This is a genomic window from Paraglaciecola mesophila KMM 241, from assembly GCF_000315015.1.
GTDB lineage: Bacteria > Pseudomonadota > Gammaproteobacteria > Enterobacterales > Alteromonadaceae > Paraglaciecola > Paraglaciecola mesophila.
In genome coordinates, this window is record NZ_BAEP01000060.1 from 31,634 (window position 1) to 54,136 (window position 22,503).

General features: G+C 44.4%; 19 protein-coding genes and 1 tRNA gene. 11 read left to right on the forward strand and 9 right to left on the reverse strand.

The features are described from left to right. Nucleotides 1–5: 5 nt before the first annotated feature. Nucleotides 6–1,319 carry a 3-deoxy-D-manno-octulosonic acid transferase gene (locus GMES_RS14430; RefSeq protein WP_006993464.1) on the reverse strand — a complete coding sequence of 438 codons (1,314 nt, stop codon included), beginning with the start codon at nucleotides 1,317–1,319 and terminating at the stop codon, nucleotides 6–8. A 229-nt stretch (nucleotides 1,320–1,548) separates the two neighbouring features. On the opposite strand from GMES_RS14430, the gene GMES_RS14435 reads away from it, so the two are divergent. The 7 genes from GMES_RS14435 to glpG all read left to right on the forward strand — a co-directional run bounded on the left by GMES_RS14435 (nucleotide 1,549) and on the right by glpG (nucleotide 9,214). Next, entirely contained in the window at nucleotides 1,549–2,001 is a 453-nt protein-coding gene (locus GMES_RS14435; protein WP_226990310.1) for a hypothetical protein, read from the forward strand. A gap of 1 nt (nucleotide 2,002) precedes the next feature. After that, a complete protein-coding gene (locus tag GMES_RS14440; RefSeq protein WP_006993466.1) occupies nucleotides 2,003–3,184 on the forward strand; it encodes a hypothetical protein in 1,182 nt (393 codons plus the stop codon). Between the two features lie 35 nt (nucleotides 3,185–3,219). Further along, nucleotides 3,220–5,634, forward strand: coding sequence for a putative bifunctional diguanylate cyclase/phosphodiesterase (locus tag GMES_RS14445; RefSeq protein WP_006993467.1), 2,415 nt, complete (start codon nucleotides 3,220–3,222; stop codon nucleotides 5,632–5,634). A 146-nt stretch (nucleotides 5,635–5,780) separates the two neighbouring features. Beyond that, nucleotides 5,781–6,977: a glycine C-acetyltransferase gene (locus tag GMES_RS14450; protein WP_006993468.1), complete on the forward strand. Its 1,197-nt coding sequence runs from the start codon at nucleotides 5,781–5,783 to the stop codon at nucleotides 6,975–6,977. Next, on the forward strand, nucleotides 6,974–7,996 hold the full coding sequence (tdh, locus tag GMES_RS14455) for an L-threonine 3-dehydrogenase, zinc-binding type (RefSeq protein ID WP_006993469.1): 1,023 nt from the start codon (nucleotides 6,974–6,976) through the stop codon (nucleotides 7,994–7,996). The genes GMES_RS14450 and tdh overlap by 4 nt, the downstream gene beginning before the upstream one ends. 15 nt (nucleotides 7,997–8,011) lie before the next feature. Beyond that, nucleotides 8,012–8,332 carry a thiosulfate sulfurtransferase GlpE gene (glpE, locus tag GMES_RS14460; RefSeq protein WP_006993470.1) on the forward strand — a complete coding sequence of 107 codons (321 nt, stop codon included), beginning with the start codon at nucleotides 8,012–8,014 and terminating at the stop codon, nucleotides 8,330–8,332. Nucleotides 8,333–8,335: 3 nt separating this feature from the next. After that, nucleotides 8,336–9,214, forward strand: coding sequence for a rhomboid family intramembrane serine protease GlpG (gene glpG, locus GMES_RS14465; protein WP_006993471.1), 879 nt, complete (start codon nucleotides 8,336–8,338; stop codon nucleotides 9,212–9,214). A 15-nt stretch (nucleotides 9,215–9,229) separates the two neighbouring features. Here glpG and GMES_RS14470 read toward each other — a convergent pair whose 3' ends face one another. Beyond that, on the reverse strand, nucleotides 9,230–9,643 hold the full coding sequence (locus tag GMES_RS14470; RefSeq protein ID WP_006993472.1) for a flagellar basal body-associated protein FliL: 414 nt from the start codon (nucleotides 9,641–9,643) through the stop codon (nucleotides 9,230–9,232). A gap of 127 nt (nucleotides 9,644–9,770) precedes the next feature. Here GMES_RS14470 and GMES_RS14475 point away from each other — a divergent pair, with 127 nt between their 5' ends. From GMES_RS14475 to GMES_RS14485, 3 genes are read left to right on the forward strand one after another with little or no spacing between them, the layout of a single operon-like run. Continuing rightward, nucleotides 9,771–10,349 carry a chorismate--pyruvate lyase family protein gene (locus GMES_RS14475; protein ID WP_039987515.1) on the forward strand — a complete coding sequence of 193 codons (579 nt, stop codon included), beginning with the start codon at nucleotides 9,771–9,773 and terminating at the stop codon, nucleotides 10,347–10,349. A gap of 40 nt (nucleotides 10,350–10,389) precedes the next feature. Continuing rightward, complete coding sequence (gene ubiA, locus GMES_RS14480) at nucleotides 10,390–11,211, forward strand: 4-hydroxybenzoate octaprenyltransferase (protein ID WP_006993474.1); 822 nt, start codon at nucleotides 10,390–10,392, stop codon at nucleotides 11,209–11,211. 37 nt (nucleotides 11,212–11,248) lie between these two features. Further along, entirely contained in the window at nucleotides 11,249–13,195 is a 1,947-nt protein-coding gene (locus GMES_RS14485; protein ID WP_006993475.1) for a methyl-accepting chemotaxis protein, read from the forward strand. Between the two features lie 5 nt (nucleotides 13,196–13,200). On the opposite strand, the gene ubiK is transcribed toward GMES_RS14485, so the two are convergent. Then, complete coding sequence (ubiK, locus tag GMES_RS14490) at nucleotides 13,201–13,452, reverse strand: ubiquinone biosynthesis accessory factor UbiK (protein ID WP_006993476.1); 252 nt, start codon at nucleotides 13,450–13,452, stop codon at nucleotides 13,201–13,203. A 182-nt stretch (nucleotides 13,453–13,634) separates the two neighbouring features. Here ubiK and rep point away from each other — a divergent pair, with 182 nt between their 5' ends. Beyond that, complete coding sequence (gene rep, locus GMES_RS14495) at nucleotides 13,635–15,650, forward strand: DNA helicase Rep (RefSeq protein ID WP_006993477.1); 2,016 nt, start codon at nucleotides 13,635–13,637, stop codon at nucleotides 15,648–15,650. Between the two features lie 3 nt (nucleotides 15,651–15,653). On the opposite strand, the gene GMES_RS14500 is transcribed toward rep, so the two are convergent. From GMES_RS14500 to GMES_RS14525, 6 genes are all read right to left on the reverse strand, one after another. After that, complete coding sequence (locus GMES_RS14500) at nucleotides 15,654–18,254, reverse strand: sensor domain-containing diguanylate cyclase (protein WP_006993478.1); 2,601 nt, start codon at nucleotides 18,252–18,254, stop codon at nucleotides 15,654–15,656. Between the two features lie 136 nt (nucleotides 18,255–18,390). Continuing rightward, a complete protein-coding gene (locus GMES_RS14505; protein ID WP_033185088.1) occupies nucleotides 18,391–18,789 on the reverse strand; it encodes a c-type cytochrome in 399 nt (132 codons plus the stop codon). A 109-nt stretch (nucleotides 18,790–18,898) separates the two neighbouring features. After that, a complete protein-coding gene (locus GMES_RS14510; protein WP_006993480.1) occupies nucleotides 18,899–19,738 on the reverse strand; it encodes a DNA ligase in 840 nt (279 codons plus the stop codon). A gap of 257 nt (nucleotides 19,739–19,995) precedes the next feature. After that, nucleotides 19,996–20,826 (reverse strand): alpha/beta fold hydrolase, encoded by an 831-nt coding sequence (locus GMES_RS14515; protein WP_006993481.1) that lies wholly within the window; start codon nucleotides 20,824–20,826, stop codon nucleotides 19,996–19,998. Nucleotides 20,827–21,903: 1,077 nt separating this feature from the next. Then, nucleotides 21,904–21,979 (reverse strand) — tRNA-Phe (locus tag GMES_RS14520). A 177-nt stretch (nucleotides 21,980–22,156) separates the two neighbouring features. Beyond that, complete coding sequence (locus GMES_RS14525; RefSeq protein ID WP_006993482.1) at nucleotides 22,157–22,429, reverse strand: oxidative damage protection protein; 273 nt, start codon at nucleotides 22,427–22,429, stop codon at nucleotides 22,157–22,159. Nucleotides 22,430–22,503: the final 74 nt, after the last annotated feature.

Consider the following 22,503-nt stretch of genomic DNA (forward strand, 5'->3'; position numbering starts at 1 on the left):
ACTCATTAGTGATTGCCCTGAGCAAACCCTAACGCGTGCAATGTGGCGCTAACAGCGCCACTGTTTTCCTGTAAAACCTGTTTTCCTGCTTTCCCAGCACGCTTACGTAATGGCCCATCCTCTAACCATTGCGTGACTTTTTGGCTTATTTGTTCTGGGGTATTGGCTTCAAATAACGCGCCAGTGTCACTAAGGACTTGGCATATCGCTGGATTGTTATACCGGTGCTCTCCCATCAATATGGGGACTTCAAAGGCTGCAGGCTCAAGGGCGTTATGCCCGCCTCTATCTGCAATACTACCCCCTACAAAGGCAATTGTTGCAAGAGCATATAGGGCTTGCAGTTTACCCATTTCATCGACTAACAAGACTTGGGTGTCTGTATCACAAGGCTTTTCATCAGTGGTTCGCAGACTGCGTAAGCTACTTGATTTGCATATTTGATAGACGTCGTCAAAACGTTGGGGATGGCGAGGGACAATAATAAGCAGTGCGTCAGAAATTTGTTGTAATACTATTTTGTGAGCCTTAAGCAGTATGTCTTCTTCTGGTGCGTGAGAGCTACCCGCGACAATAATCGGCCGACTTGCAATATTGAACGTCTGAGAAAATTCCTTTGCCTGCTGGTAGGCTTCAGGACGAGCGGGCTGTTCAAACTTAATATTATTTGTCAGTACCAATGTTTGCTCAGGAGCATGGAGTTGCTGGTAGTTGTGGTAGTCGCGCTCACCTTGGGCACAAACTTTATGTAATTTATGCAGCATGGGGCTAAAAAGAGGCGATATTTTGGTATATGTGCGCATAGAGCTGTCAGTCATACGTGCATTAATCACCGAGACGGGAATATTCAGGCGCCAGCATTGGTCGATCATATTCGGCCAAAGCTCCACCTCTGTGATGATGACGTGAGTGGGCGCTGCTTGCTTAAGTATACGGCGCATCATCCATGGAATATCGACAGGCAAATAGCAATGAGTGATGGAGTCGTTAAATAAGTCGGTGGCTTGCTTTGCGCCAGTTGCCGTAGTGGTAGTGATAGTGACAGATATCTCAGGTTGAAATTGGCGAATTCTTTTAATGACATTGGCAGCGGCAACCACCTCACCTACTGACACACAATGAAAGAGTAACCCGCCTGCTTTTGCCGTGCGTATATTTACACCAAAGCGTTGGATCCGAGCCCAAGGCGCGGTAGGTTTTTTCATCAGGTATTGATAACAAAAATGTAGAAACACAAAGGGTAACAAAATATACAGCAGCAAGGTGTATCCCCACAGGCTGTAATTTTCTTTTGCTTTAGGAGTGAAAGTGGACTTCATCATATCGCCATCAAATAGATTCAGCAGGTATTTTAACAGTATTTCGTTGATTTTCGACTAAGCTTGAGACCATTAGAGCCCTCGCAATACATTGAATCGGATAAAAAATTTCCTGTAATAAAATGCGATAACAAGTAATACTTAAGCCATACAGTATCAAGAAGACAAGGAGTTGTGCTCCCAATTGTTTTTCGTCGCACAAAAAATGGTATTTAATTAGGAGTGTTTTTTGCTAAATATCCACCGCATAGGTTTTCGCCTTATGCTCGCTCTAGTGATGCTATTTGGCGTAAATTACGCCTACGCTGAGCAATCCCAATTGCGTGTTATCGTAAATGATAACGTCAAGGTGAATTCCTTGAGCGAGAGCAGTGTGCGTTGGATTTTTTCGATGCGCCAAACCACTTGGGAAGACGGAAGCGCGATTAAAGTCTATGTTCTTCATCAGCAAGACCCAGCCCACCAAAATTTTTGTAAAGATGTCCTCAGCATGTTTCCTTATCAACTTGAACGAACGTGGAATAAGTTGGCTTATTCAGGTTTAGGAGAAAAACCCACTTTGGTCAGAGATAGCCAAGAGATGATTGATATGGTGAGTCAAGAGCCCGGCGCAATCGGATACGTACTTTCAACATCGCTGCCGCCCAACCTGCATGTATTGCAAATTAGCAAGGAGGGCTAATATGACCAAATTTCTCGTAGTGTATCTTCTTTGTACTTTTAGCTTTTTCCTAGCGAACTTAAGTCACGCAGGGGAATTCGTTTGGCACGGGTTCGGTGCCCAAGGTGTCATTCAATCCAGCGATAGTAACTATATAAATGAAAGCGGTGACGTGTCGTTTAGTCTAACTGAGGTGGGTCTTAATACGTCGTATCGGATCAATCAAAAACTACGGGTCTCGGCGCAGGGTATTTATATTAATGATGGCAATCGCTTTAACGAAGGGCTGCGATTAGATTACTTATTTTTGGATTATCAATTACTCAGCACGCCAAGTTGGAATGTTAATGCTCATTTAGGACGATATAAGAACTATCACTGGTTATATTCTGCCACGCGTGATGTACCCCATACCATGCCAACTATTGTATTGCCTCAGTCCTCGTATTTTGATGCATTTCGTGACGCATCACTAGGCAGTGATGGTATTTCACTTATCGCTCAACATCACAACGAACTGGGTGAGTTGGACATGCGTTGGAGTTACGGCAATACGTCAGTAAACCAAGAGCAAACTGAAAATTTAATGTCCGAATTTGCCACCGGTGAGTTAGAGCATGATTTTGACACGCAATTCAGCCTCTCTTTTAGTCCGCTTAGCTCGGGCGTAGCAATGGGGGTCAGCATGCTAAGAACAGATTTTAGCTACGACGCTGGTAACAATGATGTATTCATTGATGGTAAAGCGAAGTTGTTTCGGCTGATGCTAAATTTAACCTATAGTGCTGAATTTTGGGATATTAACGCCGAAGCGATGCGGGAACGAACAGATTTTATAGGGCTTTTATCTAACGGCGGCATCAAAGATACTGTCGCTGAAGGGGGATATGTTCAAGGGCGGCTATTTCTTACCCCTCAAGTCACTCTATTGGCAAGAATTGATATGTTTGATGCGGATAAGGACGATCGCCATGGTCGGCTATTACAGCAGAATTCAGGGGGAGCGGTACCAGATTACTTCGCTTATCGAGATCAAATTACATTTGGCGCTTCATGGGATTTCCATGCGAACTGGCGAGTACGCGCTGAATTTCACAAAGTAAAAGGTCGTGCACGCTTAGCGCCTGTTTTTATTCCCGATACGGTGACAAATGATTCTGAATATTGGGACATTTGGGCGCTGCAAGTTATTTACTGGTTTTAAGCATGCGAATTTTTGTCAGTTTGCCGTGGAAAATCATGTGTCTATTGATTGGTTTTTTACTCATTGCTAGCGTGTTGTTGACCTTTATCTGGATTGATAAAAACAATCAGGATTATCTAAGTCAGCATCAGGCGTTACATGATGAAGATCTAAGTCAAATGCATCTGATCCGCGATATGTTGAGTAACCGTCTCGAGTTATGGTTTGAGTCGTTTATTCACCTGCATGAAGACATAACTGATAATCCGCAAGCGACTGCCAATTTTATTAACGAAGAATTTGATTACTTGCAGTTGAATTGGCAAGTTAAGGATCTTTGGTTGCTCGACAGCGAGCATAAAATCATATTCGCCAACCATCAACATGTGCCCGAATACGTAACGGCGAGTGCACAGCAAACACTGCAAAATCAATCTTCTACTTCCAATATTTTATGTGCTCAGTCATGTTTTCAACTTATAAGTATGCCAATTTTGGCCGCTAATGGTGAGCTTTTGGTATTGACAGCCAGCACCTCACTGTTGGAAATGATGGCGGCCTTGAATCGTTCAACGCACGCTGAGCTTGCCTTAATAGCAAATATACATTCCCTCGAGCTATCTTCTCTTCGTGACGCACAGATACAGCCTCCCATCTCAAATATTCGGCGCCAAGAACTCAGCGCATTACTCAAGTTAATTCCTGGGGGGATTACGTTTGATATGGTGCTAGATAAAGGATACCGATTGGTAGTCAATGAGCAGGCATATTTGATAAATTTACTACCTGTTGATGAAAAGGTGACTGACCCCGCATATCTGCTCGCAGTGCACGATATCAGCGACGAGTGGGCAAGGCATGGTAGTTATCAATTCGGTGTCATGATCATCTCAGCTATCACAGTGGCGCTGTGCATTCTGACGTTCTTTTTAATGGCTGAGCGCTTGCGGAGACGCTTACTTATAGTTGCAAAGCGTTTACCGCTTTTAGCGCAGAAAAAATACGATGAATTTAATGCCATGCAATTTCCGCACAGCAGACTGTTTTTAGATGAAATCGACGAGGTACAACGCTCTTCGAATTTATTGGGTGAACAGCTTGAGTCTATGGATGTCAAGATAGAGCAAAACACCCGAGAGCTTGAAAATATAGCCATGTACGATCGGCTTACGGGGCTACCAAATCGAAACATGCTGAATTTTGTGCTGCGCAAAAAGATTGCGTCTTTAGCACGTAACCCTGAGCCTTTGGTCGTTATTTTATTGGACTTCGATAATTTTAGGAAAATTAATGACAGCTATGGTCACGGCATTGGTGATGAGTTCTTAATTATCGTCGCCCAGCGATTGCGCAGCAATCTACGCGAATCAGACGTGATCAGCCGTTTCGGTGGTGACGAATTTGTCATTGTTTTGCAAGAGGTTGATGAGGTCAGTAATGCCATGACCCTAGCCGAAAAGCTGGTGACTAAGTTTAGAGAGCCTATCGAGATTGGCGCTCAACGTTTTTATACTTCTGTGAGTTTGGGGATCACCTCTTGCGACGAACAGAACCTTACAGTGGATGATTTAGTGCGCCAAGCGGATATCGCTATGTATGCTTCTAAAGATGCTGGCGGAGACCGCTTTACACTTTTCAATGAAGGCATGAGCACGAGGGTAATGCGCCATATTGAAATTGAGCATGATATTCGAGACGCACTGCAGCAAGAACAGTTCAAATTCGCGCTACAAGCACAAATTGATATAGATTCCGGCAAGCTGGTGGGGTTCGAGGCACTGATCCGGTGGCTGCATCCGAAAAATGGTTACATCATGCCTGATGAATTTATTCCTATTATGGAGAATTCTGAAAGCATGATCACCTTGGGTTACTGGGGCATAAAGCGCGCGTTTGCTATTCTGGCGCATCTTGAAAGTATGGGACTCAGTGGGCTAAGAGTCGCGGTAAACTTATCTGCGAGTCAGTTTTTAGACCCTAATTTAATTAATTTTATGCGCGAACAATTAGCAAAAAGCGAGCAAGGGGCAGAGCAAATTGAATTGGAATTGACTGAGCGTACCGTGGTTGCTGACATAAGTCATACATTACGGATCATGCATCAGCTCAAGGAATTAGGTTTTAGTTTTTCCATTGATGATTTTGGCACAGGGTATTCGTCTCTCGCATACTTATCTCAGCTACCGGTAGATGTTATTAAAATCGACCGCAGCTTTATATCCGGAATGAGTGCAAACAGCGCAGACAAGCAGATCGTGAAATCGACCATCGCTATGGTCAGAAAACTAGGTATGAAGGTTGTCGCTGAAGGAGTAGAGACAGCGGAGCAATTGCATACATTAGGCGATATGCATTGCGATATTGCCCAAGGGTATTATATTTCAAAACCCCTTTTAGAGGATGATCTGTACCAAAAGCTCCCTTCAAAAATAAAGGAAGGTGTTTGGAAGAACTTCGATTTGTCATTTTAACGCTTATCTGCGTTTATGCGGTATTAATGTAAAAAAACGATGACGTTCCTGGTAATCCTAAGTCGTAGGATTTGTCTCGATTATTCGCGTCAACGCTAGATTATCCTTTATCATTCGTGCATCTTACTATTCTTTGAGGACAACTCATGAAACAAGCTTTCTACGATCGCTTAGCACAGCAAATTAGTGACACTAAAGCACAAGGCCTTTATAAAACTGAACGGGTAATTCAGTCGCAGCAAAGTGCAGATATTCAGGTTGGCGATAACCAGCAAGTGCTAAATTTTTGTGCCAATAATTACCTTGGCTTAGCGAACAATGCCGAACTAATTGATGCTGCTAAAGAAGGGTTGGATAGTCATGGGTTTGGTATGGCATCGGTGCGTTTTATCTGTGGTACCCAAGATATACATAAAGCGTTGGAAGAGAAAATTAGCGCTTTTTTAGGCATGCAAGATACCATTTTGTATCCTTCATGTTTTGATGCTAATGGTGGCCTTTTTGAAACCATTTTGGGGCCAGAGGATGCCATTATCTCTGATGCACTTAATCATGCCAGTATCATCGATGGCGTGCGCCTGTGTAAGGCTAAGCGTTACCGGTACGCTAACAACGACATGCAAGCCCTGTCGGTGCAACTTGAAAAAGCGAAAAATGATGGTGCGCAAACCATAGTGATCGCGACTGACGGTGTGTTTTCAATGGATGGCGTAATTGCTGATCTGGCTGGCATTTGTGATCTAGCGGATCAATACGGCGCGCTAGTCATGGTTGACGATTGTCACGCGACAGGTTTTGTCGGTGAGAACGGTCGAGGCAGCCACGAATACTGTGAGGTGATGGGACGAGTCGATATTATCACCGGCACATTGGGTAAAGCGTTAGGCGGAGCGTCCGGCGGTTATACGTCAGGCAAAAAAGAAGTAGTTGAATGGCTACGCCAACGCTCTCGCCCTTATCTTTTCTCTAATTCAGTTGCCCCGCCGATCGTTTCTGCTTCCCTAAAAGTATTCGATATGTTGGCGGATGGGCATGCGTTGCGTGCGCAATTAAAACGCAATAGCGCTCACTTTCGAAGTCGCATGGAGCAAGCCGGTTTCACCATGTCAGGCAAAGACCATGCGATTATTCCAGTGATGCTTGGGGATGCTAAATTAGCCAGTGAAATGGCAGATAAAATGCTTCAAAAAGGTATTTACGTCGTCGGATTTTCTTTCCCTGTAGTGCCAAAAGGCCAAGCGAGAATTCGCACGCAAATGTCAGCTGCTCACAGTATTGAACAAATTGATCGCGCCGTTGATGCTTTCATTGAAGTGGGTAAAGAGTTAGGAGTGATTAAATGAAGTCACTCGCTAAGCTCAAGTCAGAAAAAGGCATTTGGTTACATGACAGCGAAATGCCGGTTGTTGGTCATAACGACATACTGATCAAAATTCGTAAAACCGCTATTTGTGGCACTGATATGCACATCTATAACTGGGACGAGTGGTCACAAAACACCATACCCGTGCCTATGGTAGTGGGACACGAGTACGTGGGCGAAGTGGTCGAAATAGGTGAGGAAGTGCGCGGTTTTGCTATTGGCGATCGCGTTTCTGGTGAAGGGCACATTACCTGCGGGCATTGCCGTAACTGCCGTGCTGGACGTCGTCATCTGTGCCGCAATACCTCCGGTGTTGGCGTTAACAGAGCTGGTGCTTTTGCGGAGTATTTGTCTATTCCTGCCTTCAACGCATTTAAGATCCCAGACAATATTTCTGATGATCTCGCTGCTATTTTCGACCCCTTTGGCAATGCTGTACACACAGCATTGTCGTTTGACTTGGTCGGTGAAGATGTACTCATTACTGGGGCTGGCCCCATTGGCATTATGGCTGCTGCTGTGGCGCAACATGTAGGAGCACGTCACGTCGTCATTACGGATGTAAATGAATACCGCCTAGATTTGGCTCGCAAAATGGGCGCTTCACGCGCGGTGAACGTGGCCAACGAGAGCCTGAAAGACGTCATGAATGATTTAGGCATGACTGAAGGCTTCGACGTTGGACTTGAAATGTCAGGCGTGCCTGCAGCGTTTCGCGACATGCTCGACAAAATGAATCACGGTGGCAAAGTTGCCATGCTAGGCATTCCTTCCGGTGATGTAGCTATTGATTGGAACAAAGTTATTTTTAAAGGGTTAGTGATCAAAGGCATTTATGGACGAGAGATGTTCGAAACTTGGTACAAAATGGCGAGCCTTATTCAAGGTGGTTTAAATTTGACGCCAATTATTACTCATCAATTTAATATCGATGAGTTTCAGCAAGGATTTGATACCATGGGCTCAGGCCAATCAGGCAAAGTCATATTAAACTGGTAATCAGAAGGTAGGGTAATGGAGCAATTCGCACATATTTCAGTGCTGGAAACACAACAGAAACTTGCAGCAAAAGAAGCTCGTTTAGTGGATATTCGCGATGAACAATCTTTTGTGGCGGGCCATATTGAAGGGGCGGTTCATTTAACCAATGGGACCTTGGTGAATTTCACCCAAGACACAGACTTGGATACACCTGTGATCGTGTGTTGCTACCATGGGGTCAGCAGTCAACAGGCTGCTCAGTTCTTACTTCATCAAGGGTTTGAGGAAGTGTACAGCATGGATGGCGGCTTTGAAGCATGGCGCCAGAGTCTGCCTTTTGTTAGTGGTGAGTAAACTATGTCAGCGCCTTTTTTACTGGTTAGCTTTAATCAAGAACGTGCCGCTCGATTACTCATAAACTATTTGAATAGCCAAGGGATAGCCGCTCAGTATTACGTCGATAAAAATGACGAAAATAATGCTGAACATGGTGTACAACTGCTCAGTGAAGCCGACAAAGACGTTGCTAGCCATATTGCCAGCGAATTTGTTCAGTCTCCCCAAGACAAAAAATACCAGCAAGCCGCTTGGGATAGCGGCGAGACGGTTAGGCTTAGTGATAAAAATTCGGGTATTTCAGCTAGCGGTATTTGGCAACAACTGCATGATATTCCTTTTACAACCAGTGTGCTACTCACCTGTATGATTGTGTATCTGTTAGCCATGGTAGGCTTTTTTTGGCCGTACAAGGTATTGGCGATCGAGCCACTTACCCAGCTAATGGAAAATCATCAATGGTGGCGGTTAATTGGACCCGCGCTAATTCATTTCTCGGTGCTGCATATTGTGTTTAATCTGTTGTGGTGGTGGACACTCGGCGGACAAATCGAGAGGCTTTTAGGGAAAACTACGCTCATCATCTTGTTCTTATCCTCAGCGTTACTATCCAATGTTGGCCAGCTACTGGTTAGTGGCGAGCATTTTGGAGGCCTGTCAGGTGTGGTTTATGCTTTGGTTGGTTGTGTGTGGTGGTTAGGTTGGCTACGCCCATCTTGGGGGCTTATGATGCCTAAACCTTTAATCGGTTTCTTATTAGTATGGTTGGTGGTGGGTTATGCCGATATATTGTGGGTTAGCATGGCAAATACTGCGCATACTGTCGGCTTAATCAGTGGTTGTGCCTTTGCTTTCATACTCAGCCGAATCGTAGGTAAAAAATCAAGTATCAGCAGCTAATTGCAGTGAAAGGACTTAACCGTAGTAGATATATTTTGTGAAAATAACATCTTTTATCATGTTTGTGCCGGTTTCTTTTTTCATTAATTTACGCATAGTATCAAGAAAGGTGCGACGAATATCTTCTCGGCCCGTAAGCGATTTGACCCGCTCTTCGGGCTGGCGACCTAAGATCTCAATGGCTGTCGCGCGCAGTAACGGTGAGTGATGATCTGCTTTTTCTAGAGCGTCTACATCTTCAAGCATCAATTCAACAGTAATCCGCACATAACCAAGTTTACGATTACTGGTTCCAAGGTAGTTTGTTACTATGTCGGGCTCTAAGCCAAAATAGGCGAATTGCTTGCTTGGGGCTTCTTGAGCAAAAGAGGGGCTGAGCAGCGTACTAAGCAATACTAGGCAAGTACAAATTAATCTGACAATGCTCATTTCTACCTCTTTGGCTGGCGATACATTAATTTCCTCTGTGTCAATAGCTTATCAAGTTTTCATGGAATCGTTAAAACTATTTATTCACTCTTTAGTCTAGCTACTTCAGTTGATATTATGATGAGCTATGCAAAAGACTATCTCACATGCTTTCCCTTTATGCGACGTTACTTGGTGTAACCAAGGACAGTTGTCGATCCCTAATGCTCATTTAGAAAGTTGGTTATTGAATACCGGCTCCTTAACGCAGCGCCTGCAAACGCAATGTGAACACTTCAAAGTGCAGGTTGTTAGTCAACGTCAGGAGTTAGCGACACCTGCTGAGTACCTTGAGCTCGGCGTGTCTAACACGTCTCAACAAAAGGAGGGGTGGCAGGTCCGAGAGGTTATTTTACACGGTGATCATCAACCTTGGGTACTTGCCCGCTCGATTATTCCTCAAGCTTTGTGCGAGGCTGATTTTTTAGATTTAGGCGATAAACCCTTGGGGCATTTAATTTTTAATGATGATCGCTTTAAGCGTCAGCCTTTTCAAATAATGTGCATACAACCGGACGAAGTATTTTTGCGCGAATACGGTTTGCCGCCACTAACAGATATTTGGGGGCGGCGATCAGTGTTCCGCTACCAACAACACGCGATGATGGTCGCTGAATTGTTTTTACCTAAGGCACCGGCATATAGAGATTCAAATTTTGACCGATAAACTATTGAGTCGTTCCAAATTACAAGGCTTCTGGCTATTAATGCGAGCGGATAAACCGGTAGGGAGTTACCTGCTACTGTGGCCGACGCTGTGGGCGTTAATGATTGCGGCACAGGGATTACCACCTTGGCACATCACAGGCATTTTTATTGCAGGGGTTTTTGTTATGCGCTCGGCTGGGTGCGTCATCAATGATTACGCAGATCGTAATGTCGATGGCAAAGTTGACCGAACCAACGCTCGGCCACTAGTCAGTGGTGCTGTCAGTGAGAAACAAGCTTTAGGGCTGTTTGCGACTTTAGTCGGGGTGGCTTTTTTACTCGTACTGGCCTTAAATTGGCAGACCATTGCTTTGTCTTTAGGGGCGCTCGCGTTAGCCAGTGTTTATCCCTTTATGAAACGCTATACCCATTTCCCTCAGGTGGTGTTAGGTGCAGCGTTTGGTTGGGCAATTCCTATGGCTTTTATGGCGGTAACCGAGTCGGTACCTCCTATTGCTTGGTGGTTGTTTGTCATTAATGTTTTGTGGACGGTGGCTTATGATACCCAGTATGCCATGGTCGATAGAAATGACGATTTGCAAATTGGGGTGAAATCAACTGCGGTATTGTTCGGTCAATACGATAGGTTGATCATTGGCTTGCTGCAACTAAGCGTTGTCGTGATGTTGTTGGGAATGGGCCAATACTTGGGTTTTACGCTGTCCTTTTACGTCGGAGTGTTGCTGTCCTCAGTGCTGTTTATCCATCAACAAAGCTTGATTAGTGGGCGTGCAAGGCAAGCCTGTTTTAACGCGTTTCTAAACAATAATTATGTGGGCATGGCTATCGCCCTTGGCATAGCTGGACATTATTTTATGTAACTTCTTAATTGACATCACACGTACTGGAGATAGTGATATGAGTAACTTAGTGGTCACTATTTGCCATCCGGCCAAAACGTTAATGTCGCAATTCCGTTATTCAGTCAAATTTACCATTATCAGTTTTATTTTTCTGGTTCCACTGATTTTAAGCTTAGCGTTGCTGCAATATGAGTATGGCGATGATATTCGTTTTATGAGCAAAGAACGCCAAGGCGTAGCGCTTGTCAGTGCATTGCAAGATGAACAACATGCATTGGCGGCGAGCCTCATTGATACCAATTCCTCTTTCACCACCTCCTTAAGTCAGCACCAGGCAGCTCTCAGCGCCTTGGCATCCAAGCGCGTGAATAGTGCTGCTGAACATTATCAACAAGCATTGGAAAATGCAGATTTGCAAGAGGCGATTAAATCTCTTGCTGGTTTATCTCAAGCGCTTGCCGATGCCACTAATTTGGAGTTAGATTTGGCGTTGGATACCAGCTATTTGATTACTACCATGGTGCGCAGCTTACCGTTAATGCAAGACCAATTGGCCATGACCGCCGCTTTAGCGTTGAAAGTGACTCAAGCCGGAAGCTTTACGCCTGATACCTACATTGGCTTGTCTAACGCAAATCAAAAACTACCCGTTATGCTAAAAGGGCTTGAGCAAAGTATTCAAGTGAGTTTGCAAGCTAATCAAGAGATTGAAAAAACGGCAGGGGAGCAATGGATATCACTTCAGCGCAATTTAGTCGCATATCAGCGCACTATTCAGCAGCAAATTCTTGATCCAGATAATATCAATATCGATACCAATACATTGCTCTTGTCGAGCACATCACTCAATCAACAGCTAAGTGACTTTGCCAGTTCACTCGTGCCGATCCTTGATGGTTTGCTGGAACACAGAATTGAGCAAGCTCAGTTTAAAAACAATGTGATTTTGAGCGTGTCAGTGATTGCGGTATTGCTAGCCGGGTATTTATTTATCGGCATGTATTTGTCCGTTACTGAAAATATTAAAAACGTAGTGCATGCGGTGCACAGTGTCGCTGATGGGGATTTAAGTTCAAGAGTCAGCGTGTTAGGCAAAGATGAAATGCGCGATATCGCCAGTGATATGAATCACATGACTGAGAACTTGCAAACATTGGTCGCTCGTATCAGTGATGCGATAGATGCCTTAAGCCAATCTGCTCTAAATTTAAAAGGGATCACGGCAAAAACTAAAGTCGATGTAACGGAGCAAAAATCCGGCACCGAACTTATTTCGCACTCCATGACACAATTGACCGAAGTGGCACAAGCCGTGGATAAAAACTCAGGTACTGCCACAGAATCAGCCGAGGTTGCCCACAATGAGGCGCAGCAAGGCAAGCAACTCGTTGGGCGCTTACAATCTGTGATGCGTGATATGCAAACCGAGTCTAGCCGCTCACAAGAAGCGTTAAATAGATTGGTGGAAGACAGCAAAAATATAGGGCAGGTCTCCAGTGCAATTAATGGTATTGCCGAGCAAACTAATTTATTGGCATTAAACGCCGCAATCGAAGCTGCACGAGCGGGGGAGCATGGTAGAGGCTTTGCAGTCGTCGCAGATGAAGTGAGAACGTTGGCTCAACGCACGCAAGACCAAACGAATCAAATTCATGACATCATCAGCAAGCTACAACAAGCAACAAAAGACACCGAGTTAAGTATGGAGCAAAGCCGTGTGCAAATGGATGTCAGCGTTGAAGAAAGCGCCGTGGTTGAAGCATCCTTGCAGCGCATCACTGAGGTAATAAGCACTATTAATGATATGAGCGGCGAAATTTCAGACTTGGCCACACAGCAATCTGACGTAACGTGTTCTGTTGCATCGCAAGTGGCCGAGATAACGGCGATTTCTGAGTCCACTATGCGTGGCGCTCAGGACACTGAACACTCAGCAGAAGATTTACTCGTAGTAGTCAACAGTCTTAAAAACGAGTTAAGCCAATTACAAAAGGGCCGTTAATCGGCCTATTTTTGTTGTAAACTTTTTTCTAGCGCCTCGAGCTTAGCTTCTAATACAGCAAGCTTTTCTCTGGTGCGGATAAGCACATTGCTTTGTATTTCAAACTCTTCACGGCTTACAAAATCCAATTTGTTCAGTTGGCTTTGTAAAACCTGCTTTACCTTTGACTCTGCACCTTCAGCCATGGTTTTTACACCAGGAGGAATAGCTTCAGTAATTTGTTTGGCAATATCCTCTAATTTTTTTGGGTCAAGCATCGGTGGCTCCATGATAATGATGATGCTTTATTGTAGCGAATACCAAAGCGCTTAGCAGCATAAAAACGATACGCTCAGTTAATCAACTATCAATCTTCATGCAAAGAGATTTTGTTGCGGATTATTCGCCTTCGTAGGGGGTTTAATATTACAATTCGCTGCCCAATACAAAAGTGAATTGCATGAAACTCAACCCCGGCCAAAACGACGCGGTAAATTACATCTCTGGCCCTTGCTTAGTGCTGGCGGGCGCTGGTAGTGGTAAAACCCGTGTTATCACCAATAAGATTGCATACCTAGTGCGCGAATGCGATATTCCTGCGCGCTATATCGCCGCCGTTACTTTTACCAATAAAGCCTCGCGAGAAATGAAAGAGCGTGTGGCGCAAACGCTTGGGCGAAAAGAAGCTCGGGGGTTAAAGGTCTCTACCTTCCATACTTTGGGCCTGAGGATTATCAAAGCTGAAGTAAAAACCCTAGGCTTAAAAGCAGGGTTTTCCTTATTTGATGATAAAGACAGCATGACACTGCTCAAGGACTTGACCGATGTTGAGCTGGGGGGGGACAAAGAACAACTGCAATTATTGCAAAGCTGCATTTCTAATTGGAAAAATGATTTGTTGCTGCCTGAGCAATTACTCAAGCGCACGTCCTCAGCAGGGGAAGCGGAGTTTGCTGAGTTTTACCAGCGTTATCAAAATCACTTACGGGCATACAATGCATTAGATTTTGATGATTTGATCCTGTTGCCGACCTTGTTGCTCAAGCACAATGAAACAGTGCGCCAAAAATGGCAAAGCCGAATTCGTTATTTGCTGGTGGATGAATACCAGGATACCAACACCAGTCAATATGAGTTAGTGCGCTTGTTGGTGGGCCAACGTGCGCGCTTTACCGTGGTTGGGGACGATGATCAGTCCATTTATTCCTGGCGTGGGGCTAGGCCACAGAACTTGGTGTTATTGAGCAAAGATTTCCCAGACTTAAGGGTGATTAAGCTTGAGCAAAACTATCGTTCATCAGGGCGAATTTTGCATTGCGCCAATATTCTGATCCAAAACAACCCGCATGTGTTCGAGAAGAAGTTATTCTCTGAATTAGGCTATGGCAGTGAGCTTCGCATCATCACTGCTAAAAATGAAGAACATGAGGCCGAGAGGGTGGTCGCTGAACTTATTGCTCATAAGTTTATGCAAGGTACAAGTTTTAAAGATTACGCCATTTTATATCGAGGAAACTTCCAATCTCGCTTATTTGAAAAAGTCCTTATGGCCAACCGTATCCCTTATAAAATAAATGGTGGCACTTCGTTTTTTGGGCGGACTGAGGTGAAAGACATCATGGCGTATTTACGCTTATTGGTGAATCAAGACGATGATAATGCTTTGCTGCGCATCATCAACACACCCACCCGCGGCATAGGACGCGTCACGTTAGAAAAACTTGGAAATTACGCCAACGAAAATCATATTAGTATGTTTGAAGCGGCGTGTTCGCCGATGTTAAGCACTGTGATATCCGGTAAGTCTCTTGAGTCGGTTGAGCGGTTCGCCCGCTGGATAGTGGAGTTGTCTGATGAAATAAAGCGAAGTGACAGTATTGCTGCCATCCGCCAAATGATTAAAGACATGGGTTACGAAGAGTGGCTCTATGAAAGTAGTACTAGCCCCAAAGCCGCCGAAATGGGCATGGGCAACATCAGTACTTTATTTGGGTGGGTCAGCGATATGCTTGAGGGGGGAGAACTAGACCCACCTATGAGCTTACAAGAGGTGGTCAACAGACTCATTCTGCGTGACATGATGGAGCGCGGAGAAGACACAGAAGAAACGGATCAGGTGCAACTTATGACGTTGCACTCGTCTAAAGGGTTAGAGTTTCCTTACGTATTTATGGTCGGCATGGAAGAGGGGTTGTTACCCCATCAAAGTAGTATCGATGAGGACAATATCGAGGAGGAGCGTCGTTTGGCCTACGTGGGGATCACGCGGGCTCAGAAGGAGTTGTTTTTCACCTTAGCCAAAGAGCGTCGCCAATATGGTGAAGTGATTCAACCTGAGCCTAGTCGCTTTTTACACGAACTACCCGCTGATGATATTCACTGGGAAGTGAAGAAACTTAAAGTTAGCGCCGAGGCCCGCCAGCAAAAGGGCCAAACAGGCATTGCTCACTTGCGGGATATGATGAACAAAAAGTAAGTTCTATATCGGCAGTGTTACTTGAGATGGGGCTTCTAAATAGGGCCCTTGACCCAATTGACAGCCAACTGAGCGCAGTAGGTCTACCTGCTCTTTGTCACTGATCCCTGAGACGATTAACCTAAAGCTGAGTTGTTCTGACATGGCGTACACGGATTGTATGAGTTTTAAATTTCGCTCTGATCTTGGGATAGTCTTCACAAAGCGATGATCGACTTTGACAAAATCAAACGGATAAGAATACAAGTAACTTAGCGATGCCAAGCCACTGCCAAAATTGTCCAGCACCAACTTAATGCCTGATCGTTTTAAATGCTTAATCGCTGGCAGACTGAACTGTGAGCGTCGATTTAAATCATTTTCGTCAAACTCAAAAATTAGCCGTTTAGGATCAATTCCCCTGTCCCTTATATCTTGAATAAGCTGCACAGCAGCTTCGCTATGGGTCAAATAATGGATTGATAGATTAATGGCAACTTTATAATGATCGCTAGCAGCATAAGACGTCAGTGGTTGACTCAACATAGCGTATGCGGCTTTGAGCATGTAGTTGTCCAGCTCAACCACCAGACCACTATGTTCGGCAATTTGCCAAAAGCTGTCACGATCCATAATACCCAGTTTAGGATGTACCCAACGTACTCTGCATTCGTCGTACAGATGTGAATTATCTGTCATGTCAAAGACGGGGTGTGAGTAAACATCAAAGGCTTCACTTTTGAGTGCTTTACGAAACTCAGTTTCAATCTCTAACTCTTCAAGCAGCTTCTTACGCATGGTCAAATCAAACACTACGTACTGACCGCGGCCTTGAGATTTTGCTTGGTACATAGCGGCATCTGCATCTCGTACTATTTCACTAGCAGAGCGGTAACCACTCTCAAGGTATGCAATACCGATACTGGCGCCAGAGAAGATTTCTCGTCCGTCTAAAACAAATGGTGTGGCAATTGAGTTGATAATACGCGTAGAGATAATCTCAACGTCTTCTGGGGAATCGAAATTATCCAGCAAAATCACAAATTCATCGCCCCCTAAACGAGCAAGCAAGTCGTGGCCCCGAATGCACTGATTGATTCGACTGGCGACCTCTATCAAGAATGAATCACCCGCGTGATGGCCTATGGTGTCGTTGATTTGTTTGAAACGGTCTAAATCAATAAATACTACCGCAAAATTATTATGTTGATAGCGCTTCTTATTAGCCAAAGCCTGGCTCAATCGAGCATTAAACATGGTGCGGTTAGGTAAATCTGTTAAGGCATCGTGATGAGCATCGTGAACTAGCTTCTGCTGAATGGCTTTACGCTCTTCGATTTGTTTCTGCAGGTATTGGTTGGCTTTATTAAGCTCTTCAGTGCGCTCTTTAACTTTCTCAGTAAGTTGCTGGTTATACGCCTGGATCGCGTCTGACGAGCGTTTACGCTCTAAAGCAACGGCGATATGGTGAGAAACAAATCGTAATAGTTCAAGGTCTCGCAACGAGTAATGCTCGGTCTGGCTATAGCTTTGGATCGCGATAACACCCGATATTTCACCATCTACCACAAGTGGCGAGCCCAGCCACGAATTGTTTTGCTCGATCATATTCTTGGCGGTAATGGCATCTATTTCATTATTTGCCGTTAGCTCTTTCACCTTAGACGGGTTAATAAGCTCAGCACTACCAGAGCGAAGCACGAATTCAGTGAGACCAAAACCGATTTCTCTTGATTCTATGACGGTGTTGATTTCATCAGAATAATAAGGAAATTCAAGGCGGGTATTATCCGAACTAATAGTGGCAATATAACAGTTGGGTGCGCTGATAAGCCGAGCAATAATTTCATGCAACGAAGCGTAAAAATCCGCCATGTTGCCATCTACCGAGGCAGACAACTCTGATATCTCGAACAGAGCATTTTGCAGCGATTCAACTTTTTGTCGCTCGTTAATTTCTTCTTGTAATTCTTCGTTGATATTCTGAAGTTGCTTGGTACGCTCACGAATGGTTTGCTCATTCATTTCGCGGCTTTTCACCCTGTCGACGGTATTAACGATATGCTGCGAAACAAACAGTAGTATGTCTAAATCTTCTTGGTTATAGCGAATAGATTTGTCGTAACTTTGCACCACCATGGCGCCAATCACTTGGTTACCACGTTTTAATGGTACGCCAATCCAATCAACAGGGCCGGAACCTATCTGTTTTACGTTGATTTGATTGAGCTGAGTCTCGCGGGTTTCTTCAGTTAAAAATAAATAATCACCGGTGCGTAACACATAGCCTGTAAAACCTTCCATCAATTCACTTGCGGGGATTTGACGCAAAGCGACTTCGTCAAACTGGTCTACAAAATATACAAAATATACGAAATCGACGACTTCATCGACTTGATCGTAGAACGCCACATAAAAGTTCTGGGCATTCATAAAGCGACCAATAATGTCGTGGATGGCGGGGTATAGACGTGACAACTCTCCTACTGAGCTAGCTAATTCAGAGATATCAAAAAGGGATTTTTGAATTGCTTCTGAATGCTTGTATTTTTCAGTAAGTTGTTGTAATTGAGGAACTAATTCACGTAACTCTTCGATGGATAAGTTATCTGGGATATTGTTCATTTGAATATGGGTTGAGAACGCGTGCACAAACAGTCTATTTATAATTATTTTTATAAGGCCAAAATAAACTATTCGTTACAAAAAGGCCACCCTTAAGGTGGCCTTTTTATGAACAAATTTTTACGAAAACAACTAATTACAGACCTTCTGTCATGTGTTCGATAGCTGCTTTTATCTCGTCATCTGAACAATCTGCGCACGTTCCACGAGGAGGCATCGCATTAATACCGTTAATGGCATTTTGCCATACGGTATCGAAGCCTTTTTCTAGGCGAGGTGCCCAATCAGCAGCATTTTGGAATTTTGGTGCACCCAAAACACCAGAGCTATGACACGCCACACACGCTGCTCCGTAAACGTCAGCGCCAGAACGTGGTCCGCCAGCAGACGCCGTTTCAGCTTTAGCGCCGGCAACATGTACTTTGCCAACGGGGGCAATACGTGATTTTATTTCATCATCAGAGTTAACCGCTGCATTAGCTGTGAAAATCGATGCTAAGCCTAAAAACATGCACAATAAAAATTTACGTTTCACTATTTTCTCCACGTCAGGGATCACCCTGCTTATCGTTGCTGCTAAATAATCTGCTGAGATTATAACGACTAATTAAGTGTGAACAACCATTTATGTAATTCGTAAGATTTTAATAGCTTGGTTTTTGGCGAATATAACTGGCGAATTTGGGGATCCCGTTAATGGTCAAATCGTAATATTTGAAAGTGATCACTGCCCCAATGGGTGGTGGTGACAAGCGTTCTTGATCAGAAAAGCCACTGCCAATTTTAAAGACTTTACCATTGCTCATCTGCACGCGAATAGAGCCCATCATTCCTTGGTACTTGCCACTACCTGGTAAATGCGCCAAAACTATGGCTTCAGCATCTTTGTGCTTCTTAAGCTTTAACACGTTGTCACTTCGTGAGGGCGTATAAAGAGCGTCTTCGTGGTGCAGCATTAATCCTTCACCCCCATCTTCAATTACTTGCTCAAGCAACTGCATAAGTGCTGATTTACTATGGAGCTTTTGTTGAGGGATGACTTGCAAGTGAGGTAGCTTCGCTTTTTGCACTAATACTTCCAGCATTCGCAAACGTTCACTAAATGCGCCTGTAAACTCGGGTAAATCAAACAACATAAATTTTACCTCTCGCCAGCCGGCACCCGGCTCGTGGGTTAACACCACTGAAGCTGTTTTCTCAAAGCGTTGCCTGGCAATCCATAATTCACCATCAAAAATATGTTTGGGTATGTCCTTGGTAAACCATTGCGGGGCAAAAATGGGATTACCCGTGCGCGTGAGCAATCTACTACCATCCCAACGAGCCCGAATACCATCTAGCTTTTCACTCACGAGATAGTCAGAGACGTTAACAGCATCATTAAAACGATTGGCTAACTCGATTTTTGGCTTGTTTTGAGCAAATACCGTAGAGCAGTAAATGCTTATTAAGCAAATCAAAATAGTGGGCGTGAACACTGACATAATTAGAACGTCTTCTAACAAAAATTATATTACAGCTTAGTTCATAAGCTTGAGCCGTGATTGGTTGTCATGAAGGGACTCAAAAGTAGCGCTATTCAAGGAGCACAAGCTTGAGAGGCTACGGGATGATGTAGCGCCGAAATAGGTAAATTTGTGACGGGTTCAAATAGATTGTCGCCGATAGGCCTACCGACTTTCATTGCGGTTTTCGCTCCGAGCCTTCACTCGGAGCTAGTTATTATGGTGTTGTAAATAAGCTATTGGTGATTGCCATTCTTTTGCAAAAAATCACCGATCAGTTTTGTGACCTTCTCCGGTTGCTCGTCGATAGACCAATGGCCAGCGTTCACCAACCATACTAGGGATGCATTGGGAATGGCCTGTTCTAATTGAGGAGCATATTCAGGCTTTTGAAAATTATCGTGATCGCCCCACAGTATTAGCGTTTCATGGGGAAGGTGTTTGAGCTCGCCTGCAATAGCCTGAGTATACTCTTTGTTAAGCCTTCTTAAGTTGCGAAACATAGCGGCTTTTCCTTGATCACTACTCCATTGGCCCACATACAAGCGAACGAGATCTTCGGTCATCACACTTTGGTCAAAGACGCCTTTAGGCAAAAAATCTTTTAGAATATTAACTAGTTCGTCAGAAGTGGTTTTTTCCTCTACGCCGGGCTCTAAAAGAGGGGCAAATTCGGGGATGGGCCAAGAATCGAAACACACACTGTCAATTAGCACGATTGCATTGACCTTCTCCGGATGTTTGACGGCCATTAGCTGGGCCACACCACCGCCGATGTCGTGGCCGGCTATATTGGCACGAGAGATCCCGAGCGCCCCCATAAACTTACTCATAATCCGGCTCTGAGCATTGATAGATACATCAGTGTCTTGTGGCATGTCTGACTCGCCGTAATTGAGCAAATCGGGTGCTATTACTCGATAGTGGGAGGAAAGTTGTGGCATAACGTTTCGCCACAGCGTCCTGTTCGTCGGTATACCATGAAATAACAACAAAGGAGTACCTTCTCCCATTTCTTCATATGCTATCTGATGTCCTTCAACGGTAACGTATTTTGTCGTGCTCATATTAGCTTCTCCTTTTAGTCGAAATTCGAGATGACATTTCCTCTTTCTAAACCTTCATTCCTTTTCAACCAACCGAGCTAACTAACGCAACGATATTCCACATAAAGCCAGCTTAGAATGAAGTACTTAAAACTTATCAAAACAGACAAAGCAAATTCCATCCCAATAAGCTTGAATAAATGTTTGCCTGTTGCAGGTCACCGCTTTTAATTAATGTTAAACCAAGGGAGGGCTTGCGTTAGCAAGGTGGGAGTGGCACTCAAAAGAACGTTATTATTTTACTCAATAGTGCAAAGGTTGCGCGTGGGAAAGGTGAGCGGTGAAGACGATCGAGAAATTAAGAGCATCGAAGGGAAATAATTACATTGCTCTACATCATTTCGCTGCTCCCTCTGATAGATCAGCTTTCTGGAATAGGGGAGGTCGATAGTGCTCCGTCTTAGGGCGATCCAAAAACAAAAGAGCCCCAACGGACAACGTTTAGGTTATCAAAACATCGTGCAGTGAGTTTTTTAGCTGAGCTGAGCAAAAGGGCGGAAATGCAAAACGAGCAAGAAAAGATGTAAAAGTATCAAAGCGTGCGAGTGCAGAGGAGTGTAGAGGTGTGGATGTAACATCCCATCCATGGTGTTTGTTACCAGCCGTACCATCCATGGGAGGTCGTTCAGCCAGATGCTGCTACGCAGCTAAAGAGACTGGCCTCACCCCAGTCGCGGTACCCACGTCTTGGGACAATCCAAAAACAAAAAAGCCCCAACGGACAACGTTGAGGTTATCAAAACACAGAGTCGTGAATTTTTTAGCTGGGCTGAGCAAAAGGGCGGAAATGCAAAACGAGCAAGAAGAGATGTAAAAGTATTAAAGCGTGCGAGTGCAGAGGGGTGTAGAGGTGTGGATGTAACATCCCATCCATGGTGTTTGTTACCAGCCCTACCATCCATGGCAGGACGTTCAGCCAGATGCTGCTACGCAGCTAAAGAGACTAGCCTCACCCCAGTCGCGGTACCCACGTCTTGGGACAATCCAAAAACAAAAAAGCCCCAACGGACAACGTTGAGGCTTTTTTGTTTTCAATAATGGTGCCCAGACGCGGAATCGAACCACGGACACGAGGATTTTCAATCCTCTGCTCTACCAACTGAGCTATCTGGGCAAATCTGGTAACGTTGCTGGCTTGTGCCTGCTTCGTTGTGGGTGCGTATTAAACGGATTCTCGGCATTCAAGTCAACTACTTTATGCGATTTATTTTCGCTTTATTGACTGTTTGCTTGAAAAATGTGCGCCACTGGTTGAGTTGTGCACAATTTTATCGAAAATTCACATATTTGGTTATGAATTAGGCGGAACGTAACCTTCAATATCAGGCTCTTTCCCTTCGAACAAATACGCCTGCATTTGTGTTTCGAGGAAATTACGTGCAGTGGGCTCCATCATATTTAACTTTTTTTCGTTAATTAGCATGGTTTGTTTCTTTTGCCACTCAGCCCATGCTTCTTTAGAAATATTATCGAATATCTTTTTACCGAGTTCACCTGGGTAAAGTTGAAAGTCTAAACCGTCAGCTTCTTTGTTTAAGTGCTGGCAAAATACCGTTCTGCTCATGCTAATCCTCACATTGTTTATGAAAGGCCAGCAAATACCGGCCTTGTTTCGCGCATTCTAGCAAATTCAACGCT